Source organism: Pseudomonas sp. R43(2017), from assembly GCF_002112345.1.
Taxonomy (GTDB): domain Bacteria; phylum Pseudomonadota; class Gammaproteobacteria; order Pseudomonadales; family Pseudomonadaceae; genus Aquipseudomonas; species Aquipseudomonas kribbensis.
Genome location: NZ_NEHJ01000001.1, coordinates 488,789 through 511,257, shown reverse-complemented (window position 1 = coordinate 511,257; position 22,469 = coordinate 488,789). Strand labels below are relative to the sequence as shown.

Genomic DNA, 22,469 nt, shown 5'->3' with positions numbered 1-22,469 from the left:
GTCGTATCAGCAGCTATTGACCGAACAAAGGCTTCCCATGAGCGTAGATGCACAAGATGTAGTACTCGTCGTCGAGGACGAACCGGTGATCCTGATGGTCCTGACCGATTATTTGTCAGGCCAGGGCTATCGCGTATTGCAGGCCGAAAACGGCGAGCAGGCGTTCGAGATTCTGGCGAGCAAGCCGCATCTGGACATGTTGATTACCGATTTTCGCTTGCCGGGCGGAATTTCCGGCGTGCAGATCGCCGAACCCGCCGTCAAATTGCGTCCTGACCTGAAGGTGATCTTCATCAGCGGCTATCCGCAGGAAATCCGCGAGACCGGCAGCCCGATCACCCGCCGGGCGCCGATCCTGGAAAAACCGTTCGACCTGGACGTGTTGCAGGAAAAGATTCAGGAACTGCTGGCCTGAGGCGTCAACCGCCTCAGCTCTTGATCATCTCCCGCACCTTCGCCGTCAACAGATCGAAGGTGAAGGGTTTGGTGATCATCTGCATGCCAGGGTCGAGGAATCCGCCGCGCACCGCTGCGTGCTCGGCATAGCCGGTGATGAACAGCACTTTCAATTCCGGCCGGTATTGTCGGCCGATTTCCGCCAGTTGCCGGCCGTTCATGCCCGGCAGACCGACGTCGCTGATCAGCAGATCAATGCGCTGCGCCGAGTCCAGGATGGGCACGGCACCGTCGGCGTCGCTGGCTTCGACAAATCCATAACCCAACTCGCTCAATACGGCGCTGACCAGCACGCGTACGGCCGGGTCGTCTTCGACGATCAGCACGGTTTCGCCTTCCAGGGCGTCCGGAGTCTGTTCTGTATCCATCGGGGTGTGGGGCAGGGACTCACCCTGGAAGCGCGGCAGATAGAGTTTGACCGTGGTGCCCTGATCAATTTCGCTGTCGATCGACACATGCCCGCCGGACTGCTTGCTGAAGCCATAGATCATCGACAGACCCAGCCCGGTGCCCTGACCGATGGGTTTGGTAGTGAAAAACGGATCGAACGCGCGGTTGATCACGCTCTGCGGCATGCCGCAGCCGTTGTCGGTTACGCTCAGGACGACATAGTCGCCGGGTTGCAGATTGCTGTAGCTCGCGGTGAAATCACGATCCAGCACCTGATTGCCCGTTTCGACTACCAGATTGCCACCGTCGGGCATCGCATCCCGGGCGTTGATCACCAGGTTGAGCAGGGCGCTTTCCAGTTGATTCGGGTCGGCCTCGGCCACCCACAATTGTTCATGCAAACGCATGTCCAGCTGGATGCTTTCGTTCAGGCTGCGCTGCAGCAGCTCACCCATCGATTGCACCAGATCATTCATCTGCACCGCTTTGGAATCCAGCGACTGTCGGCGGGAAAACGCCAGCAGACGGTGAGTCAGGCCCGCCGCGCGGTTGGCGGAGGTCACGCCTAGATCGATCAGGCTGTCGAGATCATCTGTCCGGCCACGGGCAAGACGCCGGCGCAACAGTTCCAGACTGCCGATGATCCCGGTCAGCATGTTATTGAAGTCGTGGGCGATTCCGCCGGTGAGCTGACCGACCGCTTCCATCTTCTGCGACTGGCGCAGCGCTTCTTCGTTGTGCCGCAGTTGCGCGGTGCGTTCCTCGACTTGTTGCTCGAGGGTTTCGAGGGTCGATTGCAGACGTCGCTCGCTTTCGCTCAGATCGATCAGACGGTCACGGGCCTCGTACTGTCGTCGTCGACCGCGCAAGGCTGTAGAAACCAGACTGATCAGGGTTGCCGGATGAAAAGGGCGTTCAAGGAATGTCACGTTGCCCAGCAATTCACTGAGACGCGAAGACGGACCTTGCTCGGCCCCGCCATGATGAGTGAACAAAACGATGGGCAGATCCGACCATGCCGGTTGTTGCTTCAGATAGGCCAGCAGGCCTTCCAGGTTCGGGCCATTGAGGGCTTCGGCGGCAATCAGCAACAGGCCTGCGCCGGGCTCCAGTTCACTGCACAGGTTTCCCAGGTCGGGGGTGATCAGGCCGCCGTAACCGGCCTCGTTGAGGATCATCAGCGCAATCTGGCTGTCGCGACCCAGGGGCGCCAGAATCAGCGCCCGTTCGGACAGCGGGACGGTGACAGTCACAAGTTGTCTTCCTTGAGCAGCGGATTGCTCGCGCCGAGGTACGTGGGCACACCGCGCAGCACACCCTGGAAGGCTTCCAGCGGTTCGCCGATGGTCATGCCCTGGGTGGAAATCCGGTATTCACGGATGGTCGATTCGTGGCTGCCGGTGCGTTTCTTGATGATCGAAATCGCCCGGCGCACCTTGCCGAGGGCTTCGAAGTAACGCAGCAGGATGACCGTGTCGGCCAGATAGGTGATGTCCACCGGCGCCTGCATGTCGCCGACCAGTCCGTGCTGGGCGACGGTCATGAAAGTCGCGGCGCCCTTGCGGTTCAGGTACAGCAGCAGTTCGTGCATGTGCAGGACCAGGGCGTTTTCTTCCGGCATTGCGGCTTGATAGCCGTTGATGCTGTCGATCACTACGGTCTTGATGTCGGCTTCATCGACACAGCGTCGTACCCGGTGAGAGAACTCGCCTGGGGACAGTTCGGCCGCGTCGACCTGCTCGATCAGCAGATTGCCGGTGGCTTGCAGGGCTTTGAGGTCGATACCGATGTTCTTCATGCGCTCGAACAGCAGGCCCAGTTCCTCGTCGAAAATGAACAGCGCCGCTTTCTCACCCCGTGCGACTGCGGCAGCGGCAAAGATCATCGAGATCAGCGATTTGCCAGTACCGGCCGGACCGAGGATCAACGTGCTGGAACCGGTCTCGATGCCGCCGCCCAGCAGCGCGTCCATCTCAGCGATTCCACTGGTCAGTTGCAGGCGGGGATAGTCGCCGCGGTGTTCGGCTGCCACCAGACGCGGAAAGACATGCACGCCATCGCCCATGATGGTGAAGTCGTGAAAACCGCCGCGATATTTCTGGCCGCGATACTTGATCACCCGCACGCGTCGGCGTTCGGCGCCGTAGTTGGGGGTCAGTTCTTCGAGGCGGATGACGCCGTGGGCCACGCTGTGGACGGTCTTGTCGAGGGATTCGGTGGTCAGGTCATCCAGCAGCAGCACCGTCGCGTCATAGCGCACGAAGTAGTGCTTGATCGCCAGAATCTGCCGGCGATAGCGCAGAGAACTTTGCGCCAACAGTCGGATTTCCGACAGGCTGTCGAGCACCACCCGGGTCGGCTTGAAGCGCTCGACCACTTCAAAAATCTGTTTGGTGGCTTCGCCCAGCTCCAGATCAGAAGAGTACAAAAGGCTCTGTTGATGCTCGGCATTGAGCAGGCTTTCCGGCGGTGTCAGCTCGAAAATCTCGATGTTTTCATTCAAGTCCCAGCCGTGGGATGCCGCACCCTGGCGCAGTTCGCGCTCGGTTTCGGAGAGCGTGATGTACAGCGAGCGTTCTCCGGCACGGGCACCGGCGAGGAGAAAATGCAACGCCACCGTGGTTTTACCGGTACCGGGCTCGCCCTCCAGCAGGAAAACATGACTGCGAGAGAGACCACCGGCCAGGATGTCGTCCAGACCTTCGATGCCCGTGGCGGCTTTTGCGCTGATCAACTCATTCGATGTAGACAAAAAATGCCCTCTCATGACTAGGGGAAACGAGGCAGCGGGCGGTGTACGCCTTTGCGGGCTGCCTGTTTACTTGACCCTTTGCCGAGAGGGCGGTTCCGAATTTCTTTCCGAGTGTGTCATGGAGCCTGTCAGAACTCGTTCAAAGACCCTGCTGCAACGAGGGGTCGTCCGGGTTCATCTGCTCGAGCTGGGCCAGCAGCACCTGCACGTTCTGTAGCTGACCACTTTCTTTCCAGTAACTGATCAGCAGCACCCGTGCCTTGCGGTCGGCCGGATGACGTTGAACGATTTCCTGCAATTGTTTCTGCGCCGCTTCGAGTTCCTCGGCGCTGTGCAGCGTGGTGGCGAGGTCGTAGCGATAGTCCTTGTTGTCGGGTTCCAGCTCCACGGCCTTGGACAGGCCAAGCAGGGCGAATTCCCGTTGATCGTGATGGAGCAGCCACAGACCCAGGGCATGTTGCAGGTAGGCGGAGTCGGGTTGGGCCTTCAGCTGTCGAGCCAGCAGTTGCCGGGCGGCGTCGCTCTGGCCCTGGCGGTCGAGCACCTCGATCTGCATCACCAGCGCCGGCAGGTTGGCGGGATCCAGGCGCAGAGTCTGCTCAAGGGCATCCTGCGCCTGTTTGAGCTCGGCATTGTGCAGGTACAGACGCGCCAGCTGCGCATGGTTGGCGGCGCTCTCCGGCTGATGCTTGAGCGCCTCTTCCCACACGTCGATGCCTTGCTGCAACGGCGCGAAGTACAGGCCCAACTGGTCCGGCGACAGGCCGAGCAGGGCGTTGATCGCGGCAAAACGAACGTTCTGGTCCTCATCGTCGAGCAACGGGCCAAGCAACAGGCTGCGCTGGCCACCCGGCACCAGACCGGTCACGCTCCTGATCGCCGCCATTCGCACGTCGGGGGATTCGTTCTGCAGATCGGCATCGGCCAGTTTCAACGCTTGCGGGCTCGGGTAGTTCGGCAGCTCGGCATGCAGCCAGACGCGCCGCTTGACTGAAAGATCCGGGCGTCCCAGTTGCTGGTACAAAACCCGCGCCGCGCCCGGCTGGCCGGCCCGGGCGGCGGCCAGCGCTTCACTGTAGCCATGCTTGATGGCTTCCGGCACCACGGGAGCGGTGCTGCGTAGCGACAGCCAGGCAACCAGAAGGACAAGCACAAGGCCAAGGCTGATGAACACGTAGCGGCGGGACTGAGGCATGCAGGTATCCGAAGCTTTCATATTGACGCAGAGGGGCAAGCTTCGGTCAGCTGACGCCTTGAGTCAAACAATCTGCCCGATATGTCACGCGACTGAGGATGAATATCCCTACAACATCTGTCGGCCCCGGAAGCCGTCGAGCTTTCGATGCAGTGACTACGCTTGGTGAAGTTCCTTTGACGAGTGCGTTCATGCAAGCCCTGCTCAATTATTTCAAGACGGTGATCCATCCCGGTCAGGCCGTGTTGCTGTTTGCCCTGCGCACCATTGCAGCCGGGTTGCTGACGTTGTACCTGGCGTTCCTGTTCGATCTGGATCAACCCAAATGGTCGATCATGGCAGTGGTCATCATCAGTCAGCCGCTGGCCGGGATGGCGCTGGCCCGGAGTTTCGGTCAGGTTATCGGCACCACGCTGGGCGCTGCGGTGGCGGTGCTGATCATGGCGATTTTCCCTCAGGCGCCTTTGCCGTTCATCACAACCCTGGCGCTGTGGCTGGCGCTGTGCACGGCCGGCGGCACCTTGCTGCGCTACACCAGTTCCCAGGCGTTCGTGCTCAGTGGCTACACCGCTGTGGTGGTGGCGCTGCTGGCCATTCCGGACCAGGACGGCACCTTCCTGCTGGCGGTTACCCGGGTGACCGAAACCCTGCTGGCGGTGGCCTGCGTCTGTGTCGTCAGCCTGTTGACGGCCCGTCCGGAGGCGGTTTCGCGCAACTACTTCGCCAAAGTCGATCAGGTGATCAAACTGGTCGCCACCCATGCCGCTGCGGTGATTCGCACCGAGGAAAGCGAAACCGAATTCCAGCGCCGACAAATGCAGCTGCTCGGCGAAATCAGCGCCCTGGAAGGCTTGCGTCGTCATCTGTATTTCGATGCTCCGCGCCTGCGCAGTGCCAACAATCTGGTGCTGATGCTGGGCAATCAACTGATGCTGCTGACTTCGCGCCTGACAGCACTGCGTCATCAGCGGCAGTTGCTGACCGAACGCTGGGACGGGGATCTGCCGCTGGAGGTCCAGCGCTTGCGTGCCGATGAACTGGCGTTTCTTGATCAACTGGCACAGTACGGGCGTTCACTGCCGGAAGACATGAGGCATCAGCTGGTTGTCCTGCAGCAACAATTCGAAGCGCTGGCCTACAGGGCTGAACAGTTGACCGAGGACATGAGCGCAACCTTGCGTTCGCTGGCATGGGCCCTGCGCTGGGAGCAGGCGCGGCTGCTGCAACAACTGGAGCAGATCCTCGAACTGAGTGAAGCCATACAGGACGGCCGAGAGGCCAGTTGCATGTTCCGTGGCCAGTCCAGCCCGCTGCACCTGGACTTCACCCTGGCGACGATGAATGCCATCCGGGCCTTCAGTGCATTGCTGGTGGCCGGGCTGATCTGGATCGAAACCGCCTGGGACGGTGCCCGTGGCGGGATGATTCTGGTGGGGATTCTGTGTTCGCTGATGGCAACGTTCCCGCGCCCCTTGATCGCCGCGCAGAGCTACGCCCGGGGACTGGGCCTGGCACTGGTGGTTTCGGCGTTGTATCAATTCATGCTGGTACCGGCGGTCAACGACTTCGAATGGCTGGCGTTATTGCTGGCTCCACTGCTTTATGTGATCGCGGTGGGACTGGCCAGCCCGGCCACGGCGGGCATCGGCATGGGGCTGGGCTTGTCGAGTTTCCTGATGCTCGGCCCGCAGAACGTCGGCACCGGGCAGAACACCGCCATTCAATGGTTCGAGTTTGCCGGTGCCTACGTCAGTGCGGCGATGCTGGCCCTGATCGTCTATGCGTGGATCTTTCCGTTCCGGCCGGTGTTGCGAATCCGTCGGTTCTACAACGAAGCACGGGAGCAGGTGTATCAACTGACCCAATCGCCCGCCACGGACGCAGAGCAATTCGCGTTCGAAAGCCGCATGGTTGACCGCCTGACCACCATGCTGGGTCTGTTGCCGGCAGCCAATGATCCGGACATGCAACGACGCTATGAAATCAGCCTCGCCTGTGTGGCGCTCGGTGTCGCCATTCACCAGCTCAGGCAGCAGGTGCAGGGCAACGCTTTGCTGACGGACACCTTCGGCCGGCAACTGACGGCCGCTTTGCGCCAGACCGGCCGCTTCGTCGCTGGCCGCCCGGATGTGCACCTGCCAGCCTTGCTGGCGACGTTACATGCGCTCGGTGACGAGCTGGATGACCTGCATGCCGCCACGCACGAGCACCTGTGGTCAGTGTTCCGCATGCGTGTGGCGCTGTTGATCGTCGTCTCGTTCCTTGAGCGTCACGGTGAATATCTGCAACACAACGTCCCTGAAGGAGAACCCGTCCTTGCCTATTGATTTCGAGATTGGCGGCGTCTACCTGCCGCCAATCGCCCAGGCACTGATCCTCGCCATACCGGTCTTTTTGTTACTGGACTGGGTGTTGCGCCGCCTCGGCGTGCTGCGGCTGGTCTGGCATGAAGCGCTGTTCGAGGGCGCGTTGTACGCCTGTGTTTGCGCCACATTGATTCTGTTGATGGGAGCCTGATGCCTTGAAGACGTTGCTCACTCGATTGACGACATTGGCTGTGGTGCTGCTGGCCATCGTGCTGGGCTGGTTCGCCTGGGAGCATTACACCCGTGCGCCCTGGACGCGGGATGCACGGGTGAGGGCAGACGTGGTGACCCTGTCGGCGGATGTCTCGGGGCGGATCGTCAGTCTGGCGGTGCAGGACAATCAGCACGTTGAAAAGGGGCAACTGCTGCTGGAAATCGACCCGGCTCGCTACAGCCTGGCGGTCGAGCATGCCAAACGTTCGGTGGAGGTGGCCAAGGCCACCTTGGGTCAATCCCGGGCGTCCATCGTGGCCAGTGAGGCCTTGCTGAAACAGCGCGAGAGTGAGGAGCGACGCAGACGCACGCTCAAACAGGGCTTCGCGATTTCGGGTGAAGAGTGGGAAAAGTCCAGCACCGACGTGGCCGTGGCCCAGGCTGATCTGCTGCGTAATCAAGCGAATCTGGGATTGGCTGAAGCCAACGTTCAACTGGCTATTGCGGCACTGACCCAGGCGGAACTGGATTTGCAGCGTACCCGAGTCGAATCGCCGGTCAGCGGCTACGTCACCAACCTGTTGACCCGGCAGGGCGACTACGCGGTGGCCGGCGGCGCATTGCTGGCACTGGTGGACAGCGACTCGTTCTACGTCAGTGGTTATTTCGAGGAGACCAAGCTGCCACGGATCGAGGAGGGCGACAGGGTACGGATCGAGTTGATGAGCGGTGAGAAGTTCGGCGGTACCGTGCAAAGCATCGCCTTCGCCATCGCCGACCGGGAAAACGCGCCGGGCAGTCGATTGCTGGCCAACATCAACCCCAGTTACACCTGGGTGAAGCTGGCACAACGGGTGCCGGTGCGGATTGGCATCGACCCGGACTATGCAGGCAAGGATCGCCTCAGGGCAGGTACCACCGCCACCGTCACCGTTCTGGAGAATCACGAAAGACAGGCACAAAAAAGCCCCGCGACCGAATGATACGCGGGGCAAAAAATTGGTTGGTTGCGGCCAACCAAAGGAGCTCTTTAAAAACCTGTTACTTGCTGGCGACCGTTTCCGGTTGCCAGCCGCCACCGAGAGCCTTGTAGATCGCGACGATGCCGCGATACAGATCCACTTCGGCCTGTGCCTGGCTGTCTTCGGCGTTCAGGCGTTCACGCTGGGCGTCGAGCAGCACCAGGAAATCGGTGGTGCCTTCGCGGTAGCGGATCTCAGCCAGGTCGGCAGCCTTGCGGCTGGATTCGCTCTGGCGGATCAGCGAGATCAACCGTTGCTGACGCTTGCCGTAATCGCTGAAGGCGTTTTCCGACTCTTCCAGGGCCAGCAGCACTTGTTGCTCGTAGGTTGCCAGTGCGCCTTCGGCATCGGCGTCGGCACCGCGCAAGCGGGCACGTACGCTGCCAAGGTCGAACGCCGCCCAGGTGATGCTCGGGCCCAGCGCCCAGGCGTTGGCCGCCGAGGAACCGATCTGCGAACCACGCCCGGCGGTCCAGCCAAGGAAGCCGCTGAGGCTGACCCGTGGGAACAGGTCGGCTTTGGCCACACCGATACGCGCCGTGGCGGAAGCCAGTTTGCGTTCGGCGCTGAGGATGTCCGGGCGACGTTGCAGCAGTTCGCCCGGGTTACCGATCGGCAATGCCTTGGCAATGGCTGGCAAGTCTTTCGGGCTCAGGTCGACGGTCAGCTTGTCCGGACGTTCACCCAGCAGGGTGGCGATGCGGTTTTTCTGCCGAACCTGCTCCGCCTGCAATTGCGGCACGCTGGCTTCGACCGAGGCCAGACGGGCATCGGCGCGCTCGACATCGAGCTGATCGCCCACGCCGGCGTCACGCAGGCTGATGGTGATCTTGCGCGACTCCTGCTGGTTTTCCAGGTTGGCCACGGCGATCTTTTCCCGCAGCTGGGCGCCACGCAGTTGACCGTACGCGTCCACCAGTTCGGCAATCATGGTGACTTGCAACTGGTACAGATCGGCTTCGGCAGCCTGCTGATCGGCTTCGCTGGCTTCCAGGTTGCGCTGGATGCGACCAAACAGATCGACCTCCCAGGCCATGTCCAGACCCAGGTCATAGCGTTCGCTGTTGACCCGTTGGGTGGTCTGGCCGGGAATCTGCCCTTTGCCCAGATTGCTGCTGGCGCGGCTGGTGATGGTCGGCATCGCATCGTTGCTGACGTCGTCGCGGATCGCCCGGGCCGCTTTCCAGCGGGCAAAGGCGACGCGCAGTTGACGGTTACCCTGCAGCGATTGAGTCACCAACTGGTTGAGGGTCGGGTCGTCGAACTGCTGCCACCAGATGCCTTCGAATTTCGAACGGTCAAAGTTCTTCTGGCCGGCGGCGCCGTCGGTGGCGGCCGTGATGTTGGCCGCCTCCGTGGCTGGGGTCTTGTAGTCGGGACCGACTGCACAGGCGCTCAAGGCCAGTACCAGCAGGCTCGGCAGGAAGACTTTCAGACTCATTGGTGCGCCTCCAGTTGCTGTGGAAGATTCTGCGCCTTGGCCGCTTTGCGGGCTTCACTGCGTTCCACGAAGTTGCGGATCAGTACATAGAACACTGGCGTCAGCAGCAGACCGAAGAAGGTCACCCCGAGCATCCCGGAGAACACCGCCACACCCATGGCGTGACGCATCTCGGCACCGGCACCGCTGGAGAACACCAGTGGCACCACACCCATGATGAACGCGAACGAGGTCATCAGGATCGGCCGCAGACGCAGACGGCAGGCTTCCAGTACAGCGGCCAGCGGATCGAGACCTTCCTGCTGTTTGTCCTTGGCGAACTCGACGATCAGAATCGCGTTCTTACAGGCCAGGCCCACCAGTACGATCAAACCGATCTGGGTGAAGATGTTGTTGTCGCCGCCGGAGATGATCACGCCGGTGATCGCCGACAGCAGGGTCATCGGTACGATCAGGATCACCGCCAGTGGCAGGCTCCAGCTTTCGTATTGAGCGGCGAGCACCAGGAACGCCAGCAGTACGCAGAGCGGGAACACGAACAGCGCGGTGTTGCCGGACAGAATCTGCTGATAGGTCAGGTCGGTCCATTCGTAGGTCATGCCGTTCGGAAGTTCATCCTTGAGCAGTTTCTCGATGGCTTTTTCGGCCTGGCCGGAGCTGTAGCCCGGGGCTGCGGCTCCGTTGATTTCAGCAGTGATGAAGCCGTTGTAGTGCATCACGCGATCCGGGCCCGAGGTGTCGCTGACCTTGATGAAGGTCGCCAGCGGGATCATTTCGCCCTTGTTGTTGCGTACTTTCAGCTGGCCGATCTGGTCGGATTCGAGGCGGAACTGCTGCTCGGCCTGAACGTTGACCTGATAGGTGCGCCCGAAGCGGTTGAAGTCGTTGGCATACAGCGAACCCAGGTAGATCTGCAGGGTGTCGAAGATGTCGCTGACGGCCACGCCGTGGGTCTTGGCTTTTTCCCGGTCGATGGCGGCATCGACCTGCGGAACGTTCACGGTGTAGCTGGTGAACAGGTTGGCCAGTTCCGGAACGTTATGGCTCTTGGCAATGATGTTCATGGTTTCCTTGTACAGCTCTTCGTAGCCCAGGTTGCCCCGGTCTTCGATTTGCAGGCGGAAACCACCGATGGTGCCCAGACCTTGTACCGGCGGCGGCGGGAAGATCGCCATGTACGCTTCCTGGATGTTCGCGTATTGGCCGTTCAGGGCCCCGGCAATCGCACCGGCGGACATGCTCGGGTCTTTACGCTCGTCGAACGGTTTCAGGGTCACGAACACGATGCCGGCGTTCGGGCTGTTGGTGAAGCCGTTGATCGACAGGCCCGGGAACGCTACGGCGCTTTCCACGCCCGGCTGTTTCAGCGCCAGGTCGGACATGCGCTTGATCACGTCTTCGGTACGGTCCAGGCTCGCGGCGTCCGGCAGTTGCGCGAAGGCCACCAGGTATTGCTTGTCCTGGCCGGGTACGAAACCGGTCGGCGTGCTGGAGAAACCGAAGAAGGTCAGCACCATCAGGCCTGCGTACAGGAAGAGGGCGATGCCGCTGCCACGGATGACCCGGCGCACGGTGCCGACGTAGCCATGACTGGCGCGGTCGAAGAAGCGGTTGAACGGACGGAACAGCCAGCCACCGAAGATCTTGTCCAGCACCCGCGAGAAGCGGTCTTTCGGCGCGTCGTGACCTTTGAGCAACACAGCGGCCAGCGCCGGCGACAGGGTCAGCGAGTTGAAGGCCGAGATCACGGTCGAGATCGCGATGGTCAGTGCGAACTGCTTGTAGAACTGTCCCGTCAGGCCCGAGATGAATGCCGCCGGTACGAACACCGCACACAGCACCAGCGCCGTGGCAATGATCGGGCCGGTCACTTCACCCATGGCCTTTTTGGTCGCATCGAAGGGATTGAGCCCCAGTTCGATGTTCCGCTCGACGTTCTCCACCACCACGATGGCGTCGTCCACCACGATACCGATCGCCAGTACCAGGCCGAACAGCGACAGGGCGTTGAGCGAGAAGCCGAACAAGTGCATCACCGCAAACGTACCGATCAACGATACCGGCACCGCCACCAACGGAATGATCGAGGCGCGCCAGGTCTGCAGGAACAGGATCACCACCAGAACCACGAGGATCAGTGCTTCGAAGAGGGTGTGGACCACCGCCTCGATGGAGCCGCGCACGAAGATCGTCGGGTCATAGACGATGCTGTAGTCCATGCCTTGCGGGAAGCTTTTCTTCAGTTCTTCCATCTTGCCGCGAACTTCGTTCGAGATCTCGATGGCGTTGGAGCCCGGACGCTGGAAGATCGGGATCGCCACGGCCGGCTGGTTGTTCAGCAGCGAACGCAGGGCGTACTGGCTGGAACCCAGTTCGACGCGGGCAATATCCTTCAGGCGAGTGATTTCACCGTTATCGCCTGCGCGAATGATGATGTTCTCGAACTCTTCCTCGGAGACCAGACGGCCCTGAGTGTTGACCGACAGCTGGAAGCTCTGGGCATTCGGGGCAGGGGGCGCGCCCAACTGGCCGGCGGCGACCTGACGGTTCTGTTCACGAATCGCGGTCACCACATCAGTGGCCGTCAGATTGCGCGAAGCGGTCTTGTTCGGATCGAGCCACACACGCAGCGAGTAATCGCCCATACCGAACAGCTGCACGTCACCGACACCACCGAGGCGAGCGAGCTCATCCTTGATGTTGAGGATTGCGTAGTTGGACAGGTACAGCATGTCGTAGCGTTTGTCCGGCGAGGTCAAGTGCACGACCATGGTCAGGTCGGGCGAAGCCTTGTCGACGGTGATACCGATCCGTGTCACTTCTTCTGGAAGTTTCGGCTCGGTCCGGGTCACGCGGTTCTGCACCTGCACCTGCGCGTTGTCCAGGTCGGTACCCAGGGCGAAGGTGATGGTCAGGGTGATCTTGCCGTCGGCGGTCGACTGCGAGGACATGTACAGCATGTTCTCGACGCCGGTGATGGCTTGCTCCAGTGGAGCGGCCACGGTTTCACCGATGACTTTTGGGTTGGCACCCGGGAAGTTGGCACGTACCACCACGGTGGGCGGCACGACTTCCGGGTATTCGCTGATCGGCAACTGGAACAGCGAGATAGCGCCGGCGATCAGGATCAGCAGCGAAAGCACCGCTGCGAAGATCGGCCGTGAAATGAAGAATTGGGAAAAATTCATCGGAGTTGTCGTCCCTTAACCGCGTGGGGTCGCAGCAGCCAGTTTCACAACCGATCCAGACGCGCCTTTGGCAGGTGCGACTTTGGGCAGGTTGCTGGCTTCCAGCGCTTGTCGTTGTTGAGCGAGAGCGGCAATGGTTTGCTCGCTGGCCATCGGGATCACTTCAGGGGAAACCGGAGAGCCAGGACGAACCCGTTGCAGACCCTTGACGATGATCGTGTCGTCCTTGTTCAGGCCGCTGCGCACGATACGCAGGCCTTCGATCTTCGGACCGAGCTCGACGGCGCGGTAGGCGGTCTTGTTGTCGCCATCCATCACCAGCACGAACTTTTTGCCGAGGTCGGTGCCGACCGCTTCGTCGTTGATCAGCATGGCGTTGTAGGTGCCGCTGCCGACCAGTTTCAGACGCGCATACAGACCCGGGGTGTAGGTGCCGTCGCTGTTGTCGAACACGGCGCGACCACGAATGGTGCCGGTCTTCGGGTTGACCTGGTTGTCGACGAAGTTCATCTGGCCCAGGTGCGGGTTGCCGTCTTCGTTGGACAGGCCCATGTACACCGGAGTGGTCGCGCCGCGCTGACCTTGACGGGCGAGTTGGGTGTATTTGAGGAATACACGCTCATCCGCGTCGAAGTAGGCATAGACCTTGTCGGTGGAAACCACGCTGGTCAACGGGGTGGTGTCGGCGGTCACCAGGTTACCGGCGGTGATCTCTGCACGGCTGACGCGGCCACTGATCGGTGCGGTTACACGGGTGAAACTCAGGTTCAGTTTGGCCAGATCCAGCTGCGCTTGCAGTGCACCCACGGCGGCGCGTGCCTCTTGTGCGGCGCTGGTGCGCGAGTCAGCCAGTTCGGCAGAGATGGCGTTACTGGCACGCAGGCGTTCGCCACGGCCGGCTTCGTTTTCACTGCGAGTGGCGTTGGCGCGAGCCTGGGCTACGAGGGCTTCAAGGCGACGAACCTCGGCCTGGAACGGACGCGGGTCGATCTGGAACAACAGGTCGCCTTTCTTGACCAGTGCACCTTCGGTGAAGGCGACCTCGTCGATCTGGCCGGAGACCCGCGGACGGATTTCAACGGTTTCCGGCGCCTCGAGGCGCCCGGTGAATTCGTCCCACTCGTTGACCGGTTGTTCCAGCACCTTGGCCACGCTGACCTTGGCAGCAGGCATGGCGGCGGCGGTTTCTGGAGTCTTGCCGCAGGCGCTCATCACCATCACGGCCAACAGAGCCAACGGGAAGCGCAAATGTTTGAGTGATTGTTCCATGGATGCATCCGCCAATGTATTGAAGATGGGCGGATGATGCTCGGCAGGTAGATAGCAAACGAATCGAATGACACGAAGGTAACTATCATTCGGAATGATATAAGACCGAGCGAAGCCCTCTAGCATGCACCTTTCGTTAGGGGGCTATCAATATGGTCGATGACAAATCTGTGTTGCGCGACCTGCAAGGATGAGATCGACAGGAATTCTTTGCGGCAGATGCAAAGAGACGGCCATGGCGGCCGTCTCGATCAGCGTGTTGCGCAGTGACTCAGTTCACGCCTTTGCGGTTCGGCCCGAAGCGGTTCGGACCTGGCTGGCTGTCCTGCACCAGAAACACCAGGTTGACGATCGGCAGCAGCAACCACCAGCCGCTACGGTCGGTGTCGTGCATGCGGCGCGCACCGACGGCGATGCTTGGCAGCAACATCGCCAGGCTGTACAGGTTGTAAAGGATGCCCTTGGTATTGAACATTGCATCGAGAACACCGATGACAATGCAGATACCCATGTTGATCAGAATGAACATCCAGTACTCGCGGCGGGTGGCGCGACCCTTGAATTCGGCGTAGTTCTTCAGCGCTTCCATGTAAGGGTTGCCCGTCGCGATGGCGGGACCGCTTGCAAAGGACGGCTGGGTCGCCTGAGGTGCGCCGCATTGCGGGCAAGCCACGGCCAGGCTGCTAATTTCCTTGGCGCAACCGCGGCAGAAAACCATGCTCATATTTTTTCCCTAAAATTATTCAATCGATAGACAGGACAAAACGAACGCGGCAATGCCTGACAAGATAATGCCGGCAATCGCGAGGTTTCTTCCTGGATGTTTTTGGTTGATACAGACAATGCCGCAAATGAGACCCGCGATGCTGAGAAATCCCACACCGACAATCGCGTCCCTGTCCCATTCGGAGTCATCAAACAGGGTGAGTGCGCTGATAATTCCGAGGATCAACGAAACGATGGCCAGCCAAGGCATTTCGGCTTGCGTTTGCGGCACTGGGGCCTGCTGAGGAGCCCCGCATTGGGGGCAAGTGAGCGCCGTTTCGTGTAGCTCCTTGGCGCAAGCACGACAATAGACCATTGCCATCGTTTTCCTTAACTGAGTGCGAATGCCCGACCTGACATCAATCGGGGCGGCGACAAGTTAAACTTTATTGCGGGATTTGTCATTAGGCACTTTGCCAGCACTCGCGCGGCACACCGAAATGACAGGGTTTTCTGCGCCAGTCATTTCTTCGGCATGGTCGAGCGCTTCACCGGCTCTTTGCTGTTCAGGATGCGTCGCGCGGCATGTACTGCACGTTCGGAGAGCATTTCCATGCGCGCTGACTGCAGGTCCCAGGCGTGCCAATAAAGCGCTACATCAGTGAAATGGCCGGGTGCCAAATCCACCAGCTCCCGATTTTTCAGCAGGTCGCTTACCTGCATGTACGGCACCATCCCGTATCCGAGGCCACGACGAATGGCTTTGAGGCGTGCTTCGGGAAGTGACAGGTAATGGGTCGGATAAGCATCTGCCTGCAGACCGAAACGCGACCGCATGAAATCAGACTGTAAAGTGTCCTTGCGCGAATAAGCGAAAACCGGTGCCTTGCGTGCAGCCGTGCGGGTCAGCCCCTTGGCAAACCAACGCTCCTGAAAGGCGGGCGATGCCACCAATTGGTAGCGTACTGACCCCAGCAACTCTGCAAAACATCCTCGCATCGGCTGTGAGCGCGTGCCGATGCAACCAATGACCTGGCCACTTTCCAGTAATGCATAGGTGTGGTCCTGATCGTCGACCACGACGTCGAGCAGGATTTTTTCGCTGACGAATATCTCGGCCAGCGCAGGGAAAAACCAGGTCGCCAGCGTGTCACCGTTGACAGCGATGACAACCCGCAGATGGTCTTTTTCGTCACCGGTCAAGTCGTTGAGGAGTTCCTCTTCGAGCACCGTCGCACGGCGAAGATAGAGCATCAGCTTTCTTCCCGCCTGAGTGGGTTCGCAGGGTCGCCCGCGCACTACAACTGAGCTGCCGAGGCGAACTTCCAGTGCGTGTATCCGTTGCGAGACCGCCGACGGCGTCACGTTGAGCCGTTCCGCGGCCTTTTCGAAACTGCCGCTGTCGACCACGGCAAGGAACGCCTGCATCTGTTTTGCATCGAGTTGCATGGCCGCCAGTCTCGTTAAGTTTTTCTAATCCGCACTGAAAGATACTTCGTTTTTCTTCATCTAGGTACCGAACTGCTCAATCATCCCATCACCGCGATCTGACCGATTCAGACCCGCACAGACGTTGCGCTATTGACCACTCAGGGGTGAGCGTTATGAGGAATGAAATGTCCAGCGACCGATGCCTGCCATGAAACTCAACATGATTATTGCTGTGAGCGCAGTCGCATTGGTCGGCAACTATATCTGGCAGTCCCACGACTTGAAGCTCGGACCCTACGAATATCAGGCGTCGGCGAATGCTCTGCTATCGAGACACACCCACTCAGGGGCTCGTCAGCTGGCCTTGGACAATGCCTGCAAAAAGTGTGCATCGCTTGGCAAGCAACTCGGCGAGTTTGAAGTTCAATCTCGCTTGCCGCTGGATCCCGAGAATGAAGTCGCCCATGTGACGTTCGTCTGCAAGTGATTGCAAACAGCGCAATCAGAATCCTTTTACCGATGGAGAAAGCCATGAGATTCATTTTTTTCACGTTGTTCGCGATGCTTTTGAGCGCTTGTGCCACTTCTGTTCATGATTGGTCCAGGCCGGGCGCCAGTACCTCTGACATCCAGCACGACAAAGCTGAATGCCAGTACCAGGCCAAAGCGGCAACGGCCAGTTACCACTCGACGCCGGCAGCAAACGACCAGACTCACGGCATGGGCAACGCCGTGGGGGATGGCATCGTTATCGCTGAAAAACAGATCGATCTGACCAATGATTGCATGCGGGTCAAAGGCTATGCCGGGCAATGAAGCACGCCTGTATCCCGAGCGCCGAGAGTTTCACCCCGACGATGAACCCGTCCGCGTTTCTTTATAGTAGAGTCGCCATCGAACCACCTGTCGTCTGAGGCTTTCCGGCAATTGGTGTACGCAAAACCGACAGATGGACGCGACTTTCAAATGAGCAACTCTACGACGACCAGCAGCGGCAATTGGTATGCGGTCATTGCGCTGGCACTGGCAGCATTCGTCTTCAACACCACCGAATTTGTCCCGGTCGGCCTGTTGAGTTCGATTGGCAGCAGCTTCGACATGACGTCGGCTCAGGTCGGCCTGATGTTGACCATCTATGCCTGGGTGGTGTCGCTGACGTCGCTGCCCATCATGCTGCTGACGCGCAACGTCGAGCGGCGCAAGCTGTTGATCGTGCTGTTTGCGATGTTCATCGTCAGTCACATTCTGTCGAGTGTGGCGACCAGCTTCGCCGTCCTGTTGCTGAGCCGGATTGGCGTGGCGTTATCCCATGCATTGTTCTGGTCGATCACAGCTTCTCTGGCTGTGCGACTGGCGCCGCCCGGTAAACAGGTGCAGGCCTTGGGCTTGCTGGCGACCGGCACATCCCTGGCGATGGTGCTCGGTATTCCCCTCGGCCGGATTCTGGGCGAGGCGATGGGCTGGCGAACCACCTTCATCGCGATCGCAGTCTTGGCCGCTACGCTGGTGTTCTGGCTGGCGAGGGTCTTGCCCTTGTTACCGAGCCAGAACTCTGGATCACTGAAAAGCCTGCCCTTATTGTTGAAGCGACCGGCGCTGGTGGCGATCTATGTCCTGACGGCCATTGTCGTGACCGCTCACTTCACCGCCTACAGCTACATCGAGCCTTTCGTTCAGGTGGTGGCGGGCATGAGTGGCGAGACGGTCACGCTGATCCTGCTGTTATTCGGCGGCGCGGGGATTTTCGGATCTCTGCTGTTCAGCTGGCTGCACCGGTACAGCCCGCAGCGCTTTCTGATCGTTGCCGTGTCGTTGCTCGCGTTGTGTCTGGCGTTGCTGCTGCCATTGAACGGCGAGGTTTCTTACCTGTGTACCCTGAGCCTGTTCTGGGGGATGGCGATCATGGGGTTTGGTCTGGCGTTGCAGTCCAGAGTTCTGGTGCTGGCGCCTGACGCCACCGATGTGGCGATGGCGCTGTTTTCGGGGATCTACAACATCGGCATTGGCGGCGGGGCACTGATGGGGAGCTGGGTGGGGAGCCAGTTTGGTTTTGCTTATGTCGGGGTTGTGGGCGGCGCGTTGGCGGGGTTGGCGTTGTTGATTTATTGCCTGTCGGTCTATCGCTTGGCTCAACCCGGGGCTTCTGTTTGAGTTCTTGAACCGCTTTGCTACAGGAAAAATACCGATGGCAAAGCGGTTTCGGCAATACTTCAGAGACTATCCGGATCCCCTGTTTTAGCCATTTCTACAGCTTTTGCCGGGTCGAAATGATTGTTGCTGGCGAGGCGCTTTAACTTGAAGCGGTTTATGGGATCTTGATCCCCAATGCATTCAGCGATGGGGTATCCATCCGACCATGCACGGTCAGCCCACTATCTGACTGAAAGGCCATCAGTGCACCACGAGTTGCCTTGCCCATAACCCCATCAATGGTGCCTTGGTAATACTGGCGCACCATCAGCGCGGTCTGCACACGGGTGACCAGGTTGCTTTTCTGCTCATTGGTTGCACGACTCTTTGAAGTGCTCGAACTTGTCCCGCTGGTAGCGCCAGACGACTGATAAAGGCTGTTGCTGCTTGAGGTGCTGCTCGAAGTACTCGGCGTACTGTAACTCCGAGTGCTGGTAGCGGGTGGGCTGTAGTAGCGAGGCGCGCTATACCCACCCGAGCCGCTGTAGTGAGAACTGTGCGAACTGTGGGACCGGTGTGAACTGTGCGAGCGATGTGCCGCGTAGATGTTCACGGCGTCTGGCGCATTGAGTGTATCGGTAAACACCGGAGGCTGAACCTTGTCGCTAGGTTGCCAGTTCGTATCGGCGAGCGGCATATGGCCTGCCTGTGCCAGGGTAGTTCCTGCAATTGGCAGAAGGGTGATTCCACTGATCATGACTTTCCAGCGATCAAGCAATTTCACTGTGCACTCCTTGCGTAGGCGCTAAAGGCCTCGGGCGATAGTCGTTGTATGCCGCGGCTTTGCCAGCGGTCGGTGTGGGATTTGAAGAAGCCAGAGCATTGTTTGACGGCAGAGCATTGCTGGCAGGTATCGATGAACAGGTTCTTCCAGTCCGAGATGCTCTGGCGGGCGAAACGCGAGAGGTGGGCCGGGATCAGGCACAGGGGCAAGTTGTAGATTGAGACCGGTACTCCGCGGTTGAACAAGAAATACACGGCTTCGCTCAGCGACTCCTGATAGTCCAGCGGGTCAATCCACAGTTCTTCGTAGTTCTTCCTGGCCAGGCCGGTACTTTCGATACCCATCAGCGCAACATGCCGCACGAAGGGCAGGTTCCTGAACACGTAGTGGGCGAGCTCTGGCAAGCGTGGCGTGGTCAGTCGATTGAGCACTACGCGTATCTCGATGATCTGGTTGGCTCGGGCCAGGTTGTAAAGACCTTGCAGGGTTTCGCTGAACGCGCCCGGAGCCTGTACTACATGATCATGGTCTTCGGCATTGTCCGCATACAGTGGAATGCCCCAGCTCAACTGAGGATGACCAACGGCAGTAAGTGAAGCGCCCCAGCTCGGGTCGTTGAACAGGCGGCCATTGCTGAGCACATGAATGGATTTCTGCGGTACGACGACTTTGCACTTGGCCAGGATTTCGAGCAGACCGTCGCGATAAAGCGTTGGTTCTCCGCCACTGATTCCCAGATTTTCTTCGCCCGGGTCCATCAGGTCTATCAGCCGTAGGTTCTCTTCGATATGCCAACGGTCATCGATATCTTTGGGCGGCTGCGAGCACATCAGGCAAAGGCTGTTGCAACGATCTGTCATGAACAACAGGTTGCTGTCCGAGCCGCGTCGATAAAGCACTCTTACCAAAGCGTTGCCCGGTGTGATGGCGATAACATCACCGGGCTGCACAACTTCCGCATTTTTGGGGGTGTGCAGGTGTAGCCGTTCGCTGTCGAATTCGCCTATCAATGGCTCCGGAGTCAGAAATCCACCCAATGGCAACGAAAGCATGTGCGGATTCCGTTGCAGTTCATCATCTGGCAACCAAAGCAATAGGTCACCGAACTCGGCGTTACCGGCACAAACAGCCAAGCCTTGCTCGATGAACTCATTCAGAGTGATGACCTTGAGCAGTTTTGGCTCGTGCAGGTGAAGGATTTCGAAATGGGTATCTTTGCGTAGCATCGCTATCAGGTCCTGTAACCCGGAAAACGAACATCGCTGTAGGAGCGTCTGTTCAACCAGGACAGCAGCACTCTTTGTACATTGTCGTCGCCGTCGCGAAGCAAACCGAACAAATGCTTCAGCAGCCCCATGTTCTTCTTGCAGAAGTTGCTGAATACTCGGTGTCCGATCGGATCGCCCTGGCGAGCATAGTGTTCGACAGGGTCTGCACCGCAGTAGGGGACCAGCGCGCAGTCCGAGCAGCCGGGCAGTGCTTCCGCAATGCCACTGGCAAGCAATGCATCCATGACGGGCGATGCCAGCAGCTCAGGTAAGGGTTGCCGGACGGTACCAAGCCTCAAGCCGTCTTCGCCCATTTCCAACAACATCCGGGCTTCGTCCGAGGGATAGACATATCCGTCATAGTTGTAAACCAGCGCTGCGGTACCAGCGCCGGTGGGGGAGCGCAAGTCCACATAGCCAGAGGAGAAGGGCGTCAGGATATTCTTCAGTAGCAGGCTCGTGTAGCTCTCCGAGAGGTATACGCCTTGCTGATTGATCTCCAACAAATAGGCCAGTGCTTTCTGGTAGAAGGCCAGGTAGCGCTCAATCGGGTAATCAAGGCGATGGGCACTCTTGGTGGCGAACCCATAAGGGCTCAGTGGCCGAAGCGAGATGCTGGAAAAGCCCTGGCTTACATACTCGTCGATGATCGCTTCAGGCTGTTCGAGGCTTCTTGATGTCAGTGTGGTCAGCGCGGAAACCGCATCATGCCCAAGACGCTCACGGACCCACTGGATGCCTTTCACAGTTCTCTCGTAGGAATCTCGTGAAGGGGTGGGGCGGTTGGCATTGTGCAAGGCTGCCGGCCCATCAAGCGAGGTCGAAAACTGGATGCGATTTTGTTCTGCGAAGTCGAGTATTTCCTCCGTCAGATGGTGCAGCGTGGTGGTGATGACGAACTGGATATCCCGTTGTTCGACCACGTTTCGCTCAACGACCGATTCGACAATCTGGCGGACGCGCTCGAAGGCCAGAAGCGGCTCGCCACCTTGAAACTCCACAGTCAGGGCAGGAGCGTTCGATTCGAACAGGCGATCGACCGCTGCCTGTGCATTCGCTTCCGTCAGGTCGTGGCCGGATCCTCCCAGAGGGGCTCGCGACACCTGGCAGTACTGGCAGGTGTGGTTGCAGCGCAATGTAACCACGAACAAGTGCAGTGCAGGGCCCTGGAAAAGGAAGTCCTTGCGACTGCGATACTGCGCGGCCATTTCCGGGAGCGGGTCGTGGCGGCCTGGTTCGTAGATGAAGTGGCGGGCCAGCAGGTCCTTGTAAAAAGGCGTACCTGCTTGGACATCGAAGTAACTGAGGGCTCGTAATTGCGCGTCGTTCACGTGCATGTACTCACCGGTATCGGAGGTGAGCAGGATGTCTCGATCATGTCCCGTGTTCATGCGCATGAATCGAAAAGGCAGCAAGCGGTAGTGCTTGGCGTCTGTCGCAATAATGGTCACTGGGAAATCCCACATCCAGCGAGCGCAGCTCGGGCCAGGACTTCGCGCAACCCTACTGTTTCTCGGTTGATATGGTCGCGTAGGGCGAAGTCGTTCAGTTGCTGAAGGATCAGCGAGTGAGCCTGCTCCGGGGAAAACGTTAGCCTTATTTCAGCGGGGTGAGCCGTGAGACTTATCTGATTGGCCTCAATACCGACCTGGATCGTGACAGTGTCGGCCAGGGAATAAACGGCACGTTGCACCACGCTGAGCGGGTAGGCTGCGCTGTCGAGTCTCAGCGTGACTGGCCATGTCATCGGAACCGATCCTTCAAATCCGTTAGAAACGTGTGGATTTTGCCGGTTGCCGAGGCATTGTGCCATCATATTTTTTATATTTGCACACATTTGTCCGGCGAGGTGGTGCTGTACTCACTCGGTTAGGCTATCGATAAGAGGTAAGGCCAAGGGCTCATATAAACCTCGCTGC

General features: G+C 59.4%; 20 protein-coding genes. 7 read left to right on the top strand and 13 right to left on the bottom strand.

Annotated elements, in window-relative coordinates:
• Positions 1-37 precede the first annotated feature (37 nt).
• The gene (locus CAG02_RS02195) at positions 38-415 is read left to right on the top strand and encodes a response regulator (RefSeq protein WP_007954537.1); all 378 of its coding nucleotides are present in this window, start codon (positions 38-40) and stop codon (positions 413-415) included.
• Positions 416-428: 13 nt separating this feature from the next.
• Here the strand turns inward: CAG02_RS02195 and CAG02_RS02190 are convergent, their stop codons facing one another.
• The 3 genes from CAG02_RS02190 to CAG02_RS02180 all read right to left on the bottom strand — a co-directional run bounded on the left by CAG02_RS02190 (position 429) and on the right by CAG02_RS02180 (position 4,793).
• The gene (locus CAG02_RS02190) at positions 429-2,099 is read right to left on the bottom strand and encodes an ATP-binding protein (RefSeq protein ID WP_085709785.1); all 1,671 of its coding nucleotides are present in this window, start codon (positions 2,097-2,099) and stop codon (positions 429-431) included.
• A complete protein-coding gene (locus tag CAG02_RS02185) occupies positions 2,096-3,598 on the bottom strand; it encodes an ATPase domain-containing protein (RefSeq protein WP_085709786.1) in 1,503 nt (500 codons plus the stop codon). The genes CAG02_RS02190 and CAG02_RS02185 overlap by 4 nt, the downstream gene beginning before the upstream one ends.
• Positions 3,599-3,737: 139 nt before the next feature.
• The gene (locus CAG02_RS02180) at positions 3,738-4,793 is read right to left on the bottom strand and encodes a tetratricopeptide repeat protein (protein WP_085710171.1); all 1,056 of its coding nucleotides are present in this window, start codon (positions 4,791-4,793) and stop codon (positions 3,738-3,740) included.
• A 191-nt stretch (positions 4,794-4,984) separates the two neighbouring features.
• Between CAG02_RS02180 and CAG02_RS02175 the strand changes: the two genes are divergently transcribed.
• Genes CAG02_RS02175 through CAG02_RS02165 form a run of 3 tightly spaced genes read left to right on the top strand, consistent with a single transcriptional unit; the run spans position 4,985 to position 8,295 of the window.
• Positions 4,985-7,120: an FUSC family protein gene (locus tag CAG02_RS02175; RefSeq protein WP_085709787.1), complete on the top strand. Its 2,136-nt coding sequence runs from the start codon at positions 4,985-4,987 to the stop codon at positions 7,118-7,120.
• Positions 7,110-7,310 carry a DUF1656 domain-containing protein gene (locus CAG02_RS02170; protein WP_085709788.1) on the top strand — a complete coding sequence of 67 codons (201 nt, stop codon included), beginning with the start codon at positions 7,110-7,112 and terminating at the stop codon, positions 7,308-7,310. The genes CAG02_RS02175 and CAG02_RS02170 overlap by 11 nt, the downstream gene beginning before the upstream one ends.
• A 4-nt stretch (positions 7,311-7,314) precedes the next feature.
• A complete protein-coding gene (locus tag CAG02_RS02165; protein ID WP_085709789.1) occupies positions 7,315-8,295 on the top strand; it encodes an HlyD family secretion protein in 981 nt (326 codons plus the stop codon).
• Positions 8,296-8,353: 58 nt separating this feature from the next.
• On the opposite strand, the gene CAG02_RS02160 is transcribed toward CAG02_RS02165, so the two are convergent.
• The 6 genes from CAG02_RS02160 to CAG02_RS02135 all read right to left on the bottom strand — a co-directional run bounded on the left by CAG02_RS02160 (position 8,354) and on the right by CAG02_RS02135 (position 16,386).
• Positions 8,354-9,775, bottom strand: a complete 1,422-nt coding sequence (locus CAG02_RS02160; protein WP_085709790.1) for an efflux transporter outer membrane subunit — start codon at positions 9,773-9,775, stop codon at positions 8,354-8,356.
• Positions 9,772-12,963: an efflux RND transporter permease subunit gene (locus tag CAG02_RS02155; RefSeq protein ID WP_085709791.1), complete on the bottom strand. Its 3,192-nt coding sequence runs from the start codon at positions 12,961-12,963 to the stop codon at positions 9,772-9,774. Before CAG02_RS02155 ends, CAG02_RS02160 begins: the two co-directional genes overlap by 4 nt.
• Positions 12,964-12,978: 15 nt before the next feature.
• Positions 12,979-14,232 carry a multidrug efflux RND transporter periplasmic adaptor subunit MexE gene (mexE, locus tag CAG02_RS02150; RefSeq protein ID WP_085709792.1) on the bottom strand — a complete coding sequence of 418 codons (1,254 nt, stop codon included), beginning with the start codon at positions 14,230-14,232 and terminating at the stop codon, positions 12,979-12,981.
• A gap of 271 nt (positions 14,233-14,503) precedes the next feature.
• Positions 14,504-14,956, bottom strand: coding sequence for a DUF805 domain-containing protein (locus CAG02_RS02145; protein WP_085709793.1), 453 nt, complete (start codon positions 14,954-14,956; stop codon positions 14,504-14,506).
• 15 nt (positions 14,957-14,971) lie between these two features.
• Complete coding sequence (locus tag CAG02_RS02140; protein ID WP_085709794.1) at positions 14,972-15,319, bottom strand: DUF4190 domain-containing protein; 348 nt, start codon at positions 15,317-15,319, stop codon at positions 14,972-14,974.
• 140 nt (positions 15,320-15,459) lie between these two features.
• Positions 15,460-16,386 carry an HTH-type transcriptional regulator ArgP gene (locus CAG02_RS02135; RefSeq protein ID WP_085709795.1) on the bottom strand — a complete coding sequence of 309 codons (927 nt, stop codon included), beginning with the start codon at positions 16,384-16,386 and terminating at the stop codon, positions 15,460-15,462.
• 190 nt (positions 16,387-16,576) lie between these two features.
• Between CAG02_RS02135 and CAG02_RS02130 the strand changes: the two genes are divergently transcribed.
• From CAG02_RS02130 to CAG02_RS02120, 3 genes are all read left to right on the top strand, one after another.
• Positions 16,577-16,855: a hypothetical protein gene (locus CAG02_RS02130; RefSeq protein ID WP_139831848.1), complete on the top strand. Its 279-nt coding sequence runs from the start codon at positions 16,577-16,579 to the stop codon at positions 16,853-16,855.
• A 44-nt stretch (positions 16,856-16,899) separates the two neighbouring features.
• Entirely contained in the window at positions 16,900-17,184 is a 285-nt protein-coding gene (locus CAG02_RS02125; RefSeq protein WP_085709797.1) for a hypothetical protein, read from the top strand.
• Between the two features lie 150 nt (positions 17,185-17,334).
• A complete protein-coding gene (locus CAG02_RS02120; protein ID WP_085709798.1) occupies positions 17,335-18,519 on the top strand; it encodes a sugar transporter in 1,185 nt (394 codons plus the stop codon).
• 154 nt (positions 18,520-18,673) lie between these two features.
• Here CAG02_RS02120 and hxsA read toward each other — a convergent pair whose 3' ends face one another.
• Genes hxsA through hxsD form a run of 4 tightly spaced genes read right to left on the bottom strand, consistent with a single transcriptional unit; the run spans position 18,674 to position 22,297 of the window.
• Complete coding sequence (gene hxsA, locus CAG02_RS02115) at positions 18,674-19,282, bottom strand: His-Xaa-Ser repeat protein HxsA (protein WP_085709799.1); 609 nt, start codon at positions 19,280-19,282, stop codon at positions 18,674-18,676.
• Positions 19,279-20,514 carry a His-Xaa-Ser system radical SAM maturase HxsC gene (gene hxsC / locus CAG02_RS02110; protein WP_085709800.1) on the bottom strand — a complete coding sequence of 412 codons (1,236 nt, stop codon included), beginning with the start codon at positions 20,512-20,514 and terminating at the stop codon, positions 19,279-19,281. Before hxsC ends, hxsA begins: the two co-directional genes overlap by 4 nt.
• A complete protein-coding gene (gene hxsB, locus CAG02_RS02105) occupies positions 20,514-22,001 on the bottom strand; it encodes a His-Xaa-Ser system radical SAM maturase HxsB (protein ID WP_085709801.1) in 1,488 nt (495 codons plus the stop codon). Before hxsB ends, hxsC begins: the two co-directional genes overlap by 1 nt.
• Complete coding sequence (hxsD, locus tag CAG02_RS02100) at positions 21,998-22,297, bottom strand: His-Xaa-Ser system protein HxsD (RefSeq protein ID WP_085709802.1); 300 nt, start codon at positions 22,295-22,297, stop codon at positions 21,998-22,000. Before hxsD ends, hxsB begins: the two co-directional genes overlap by 4 nt.
• Positions 22,298-22,469: the final 172 nt, after the last annotated feature.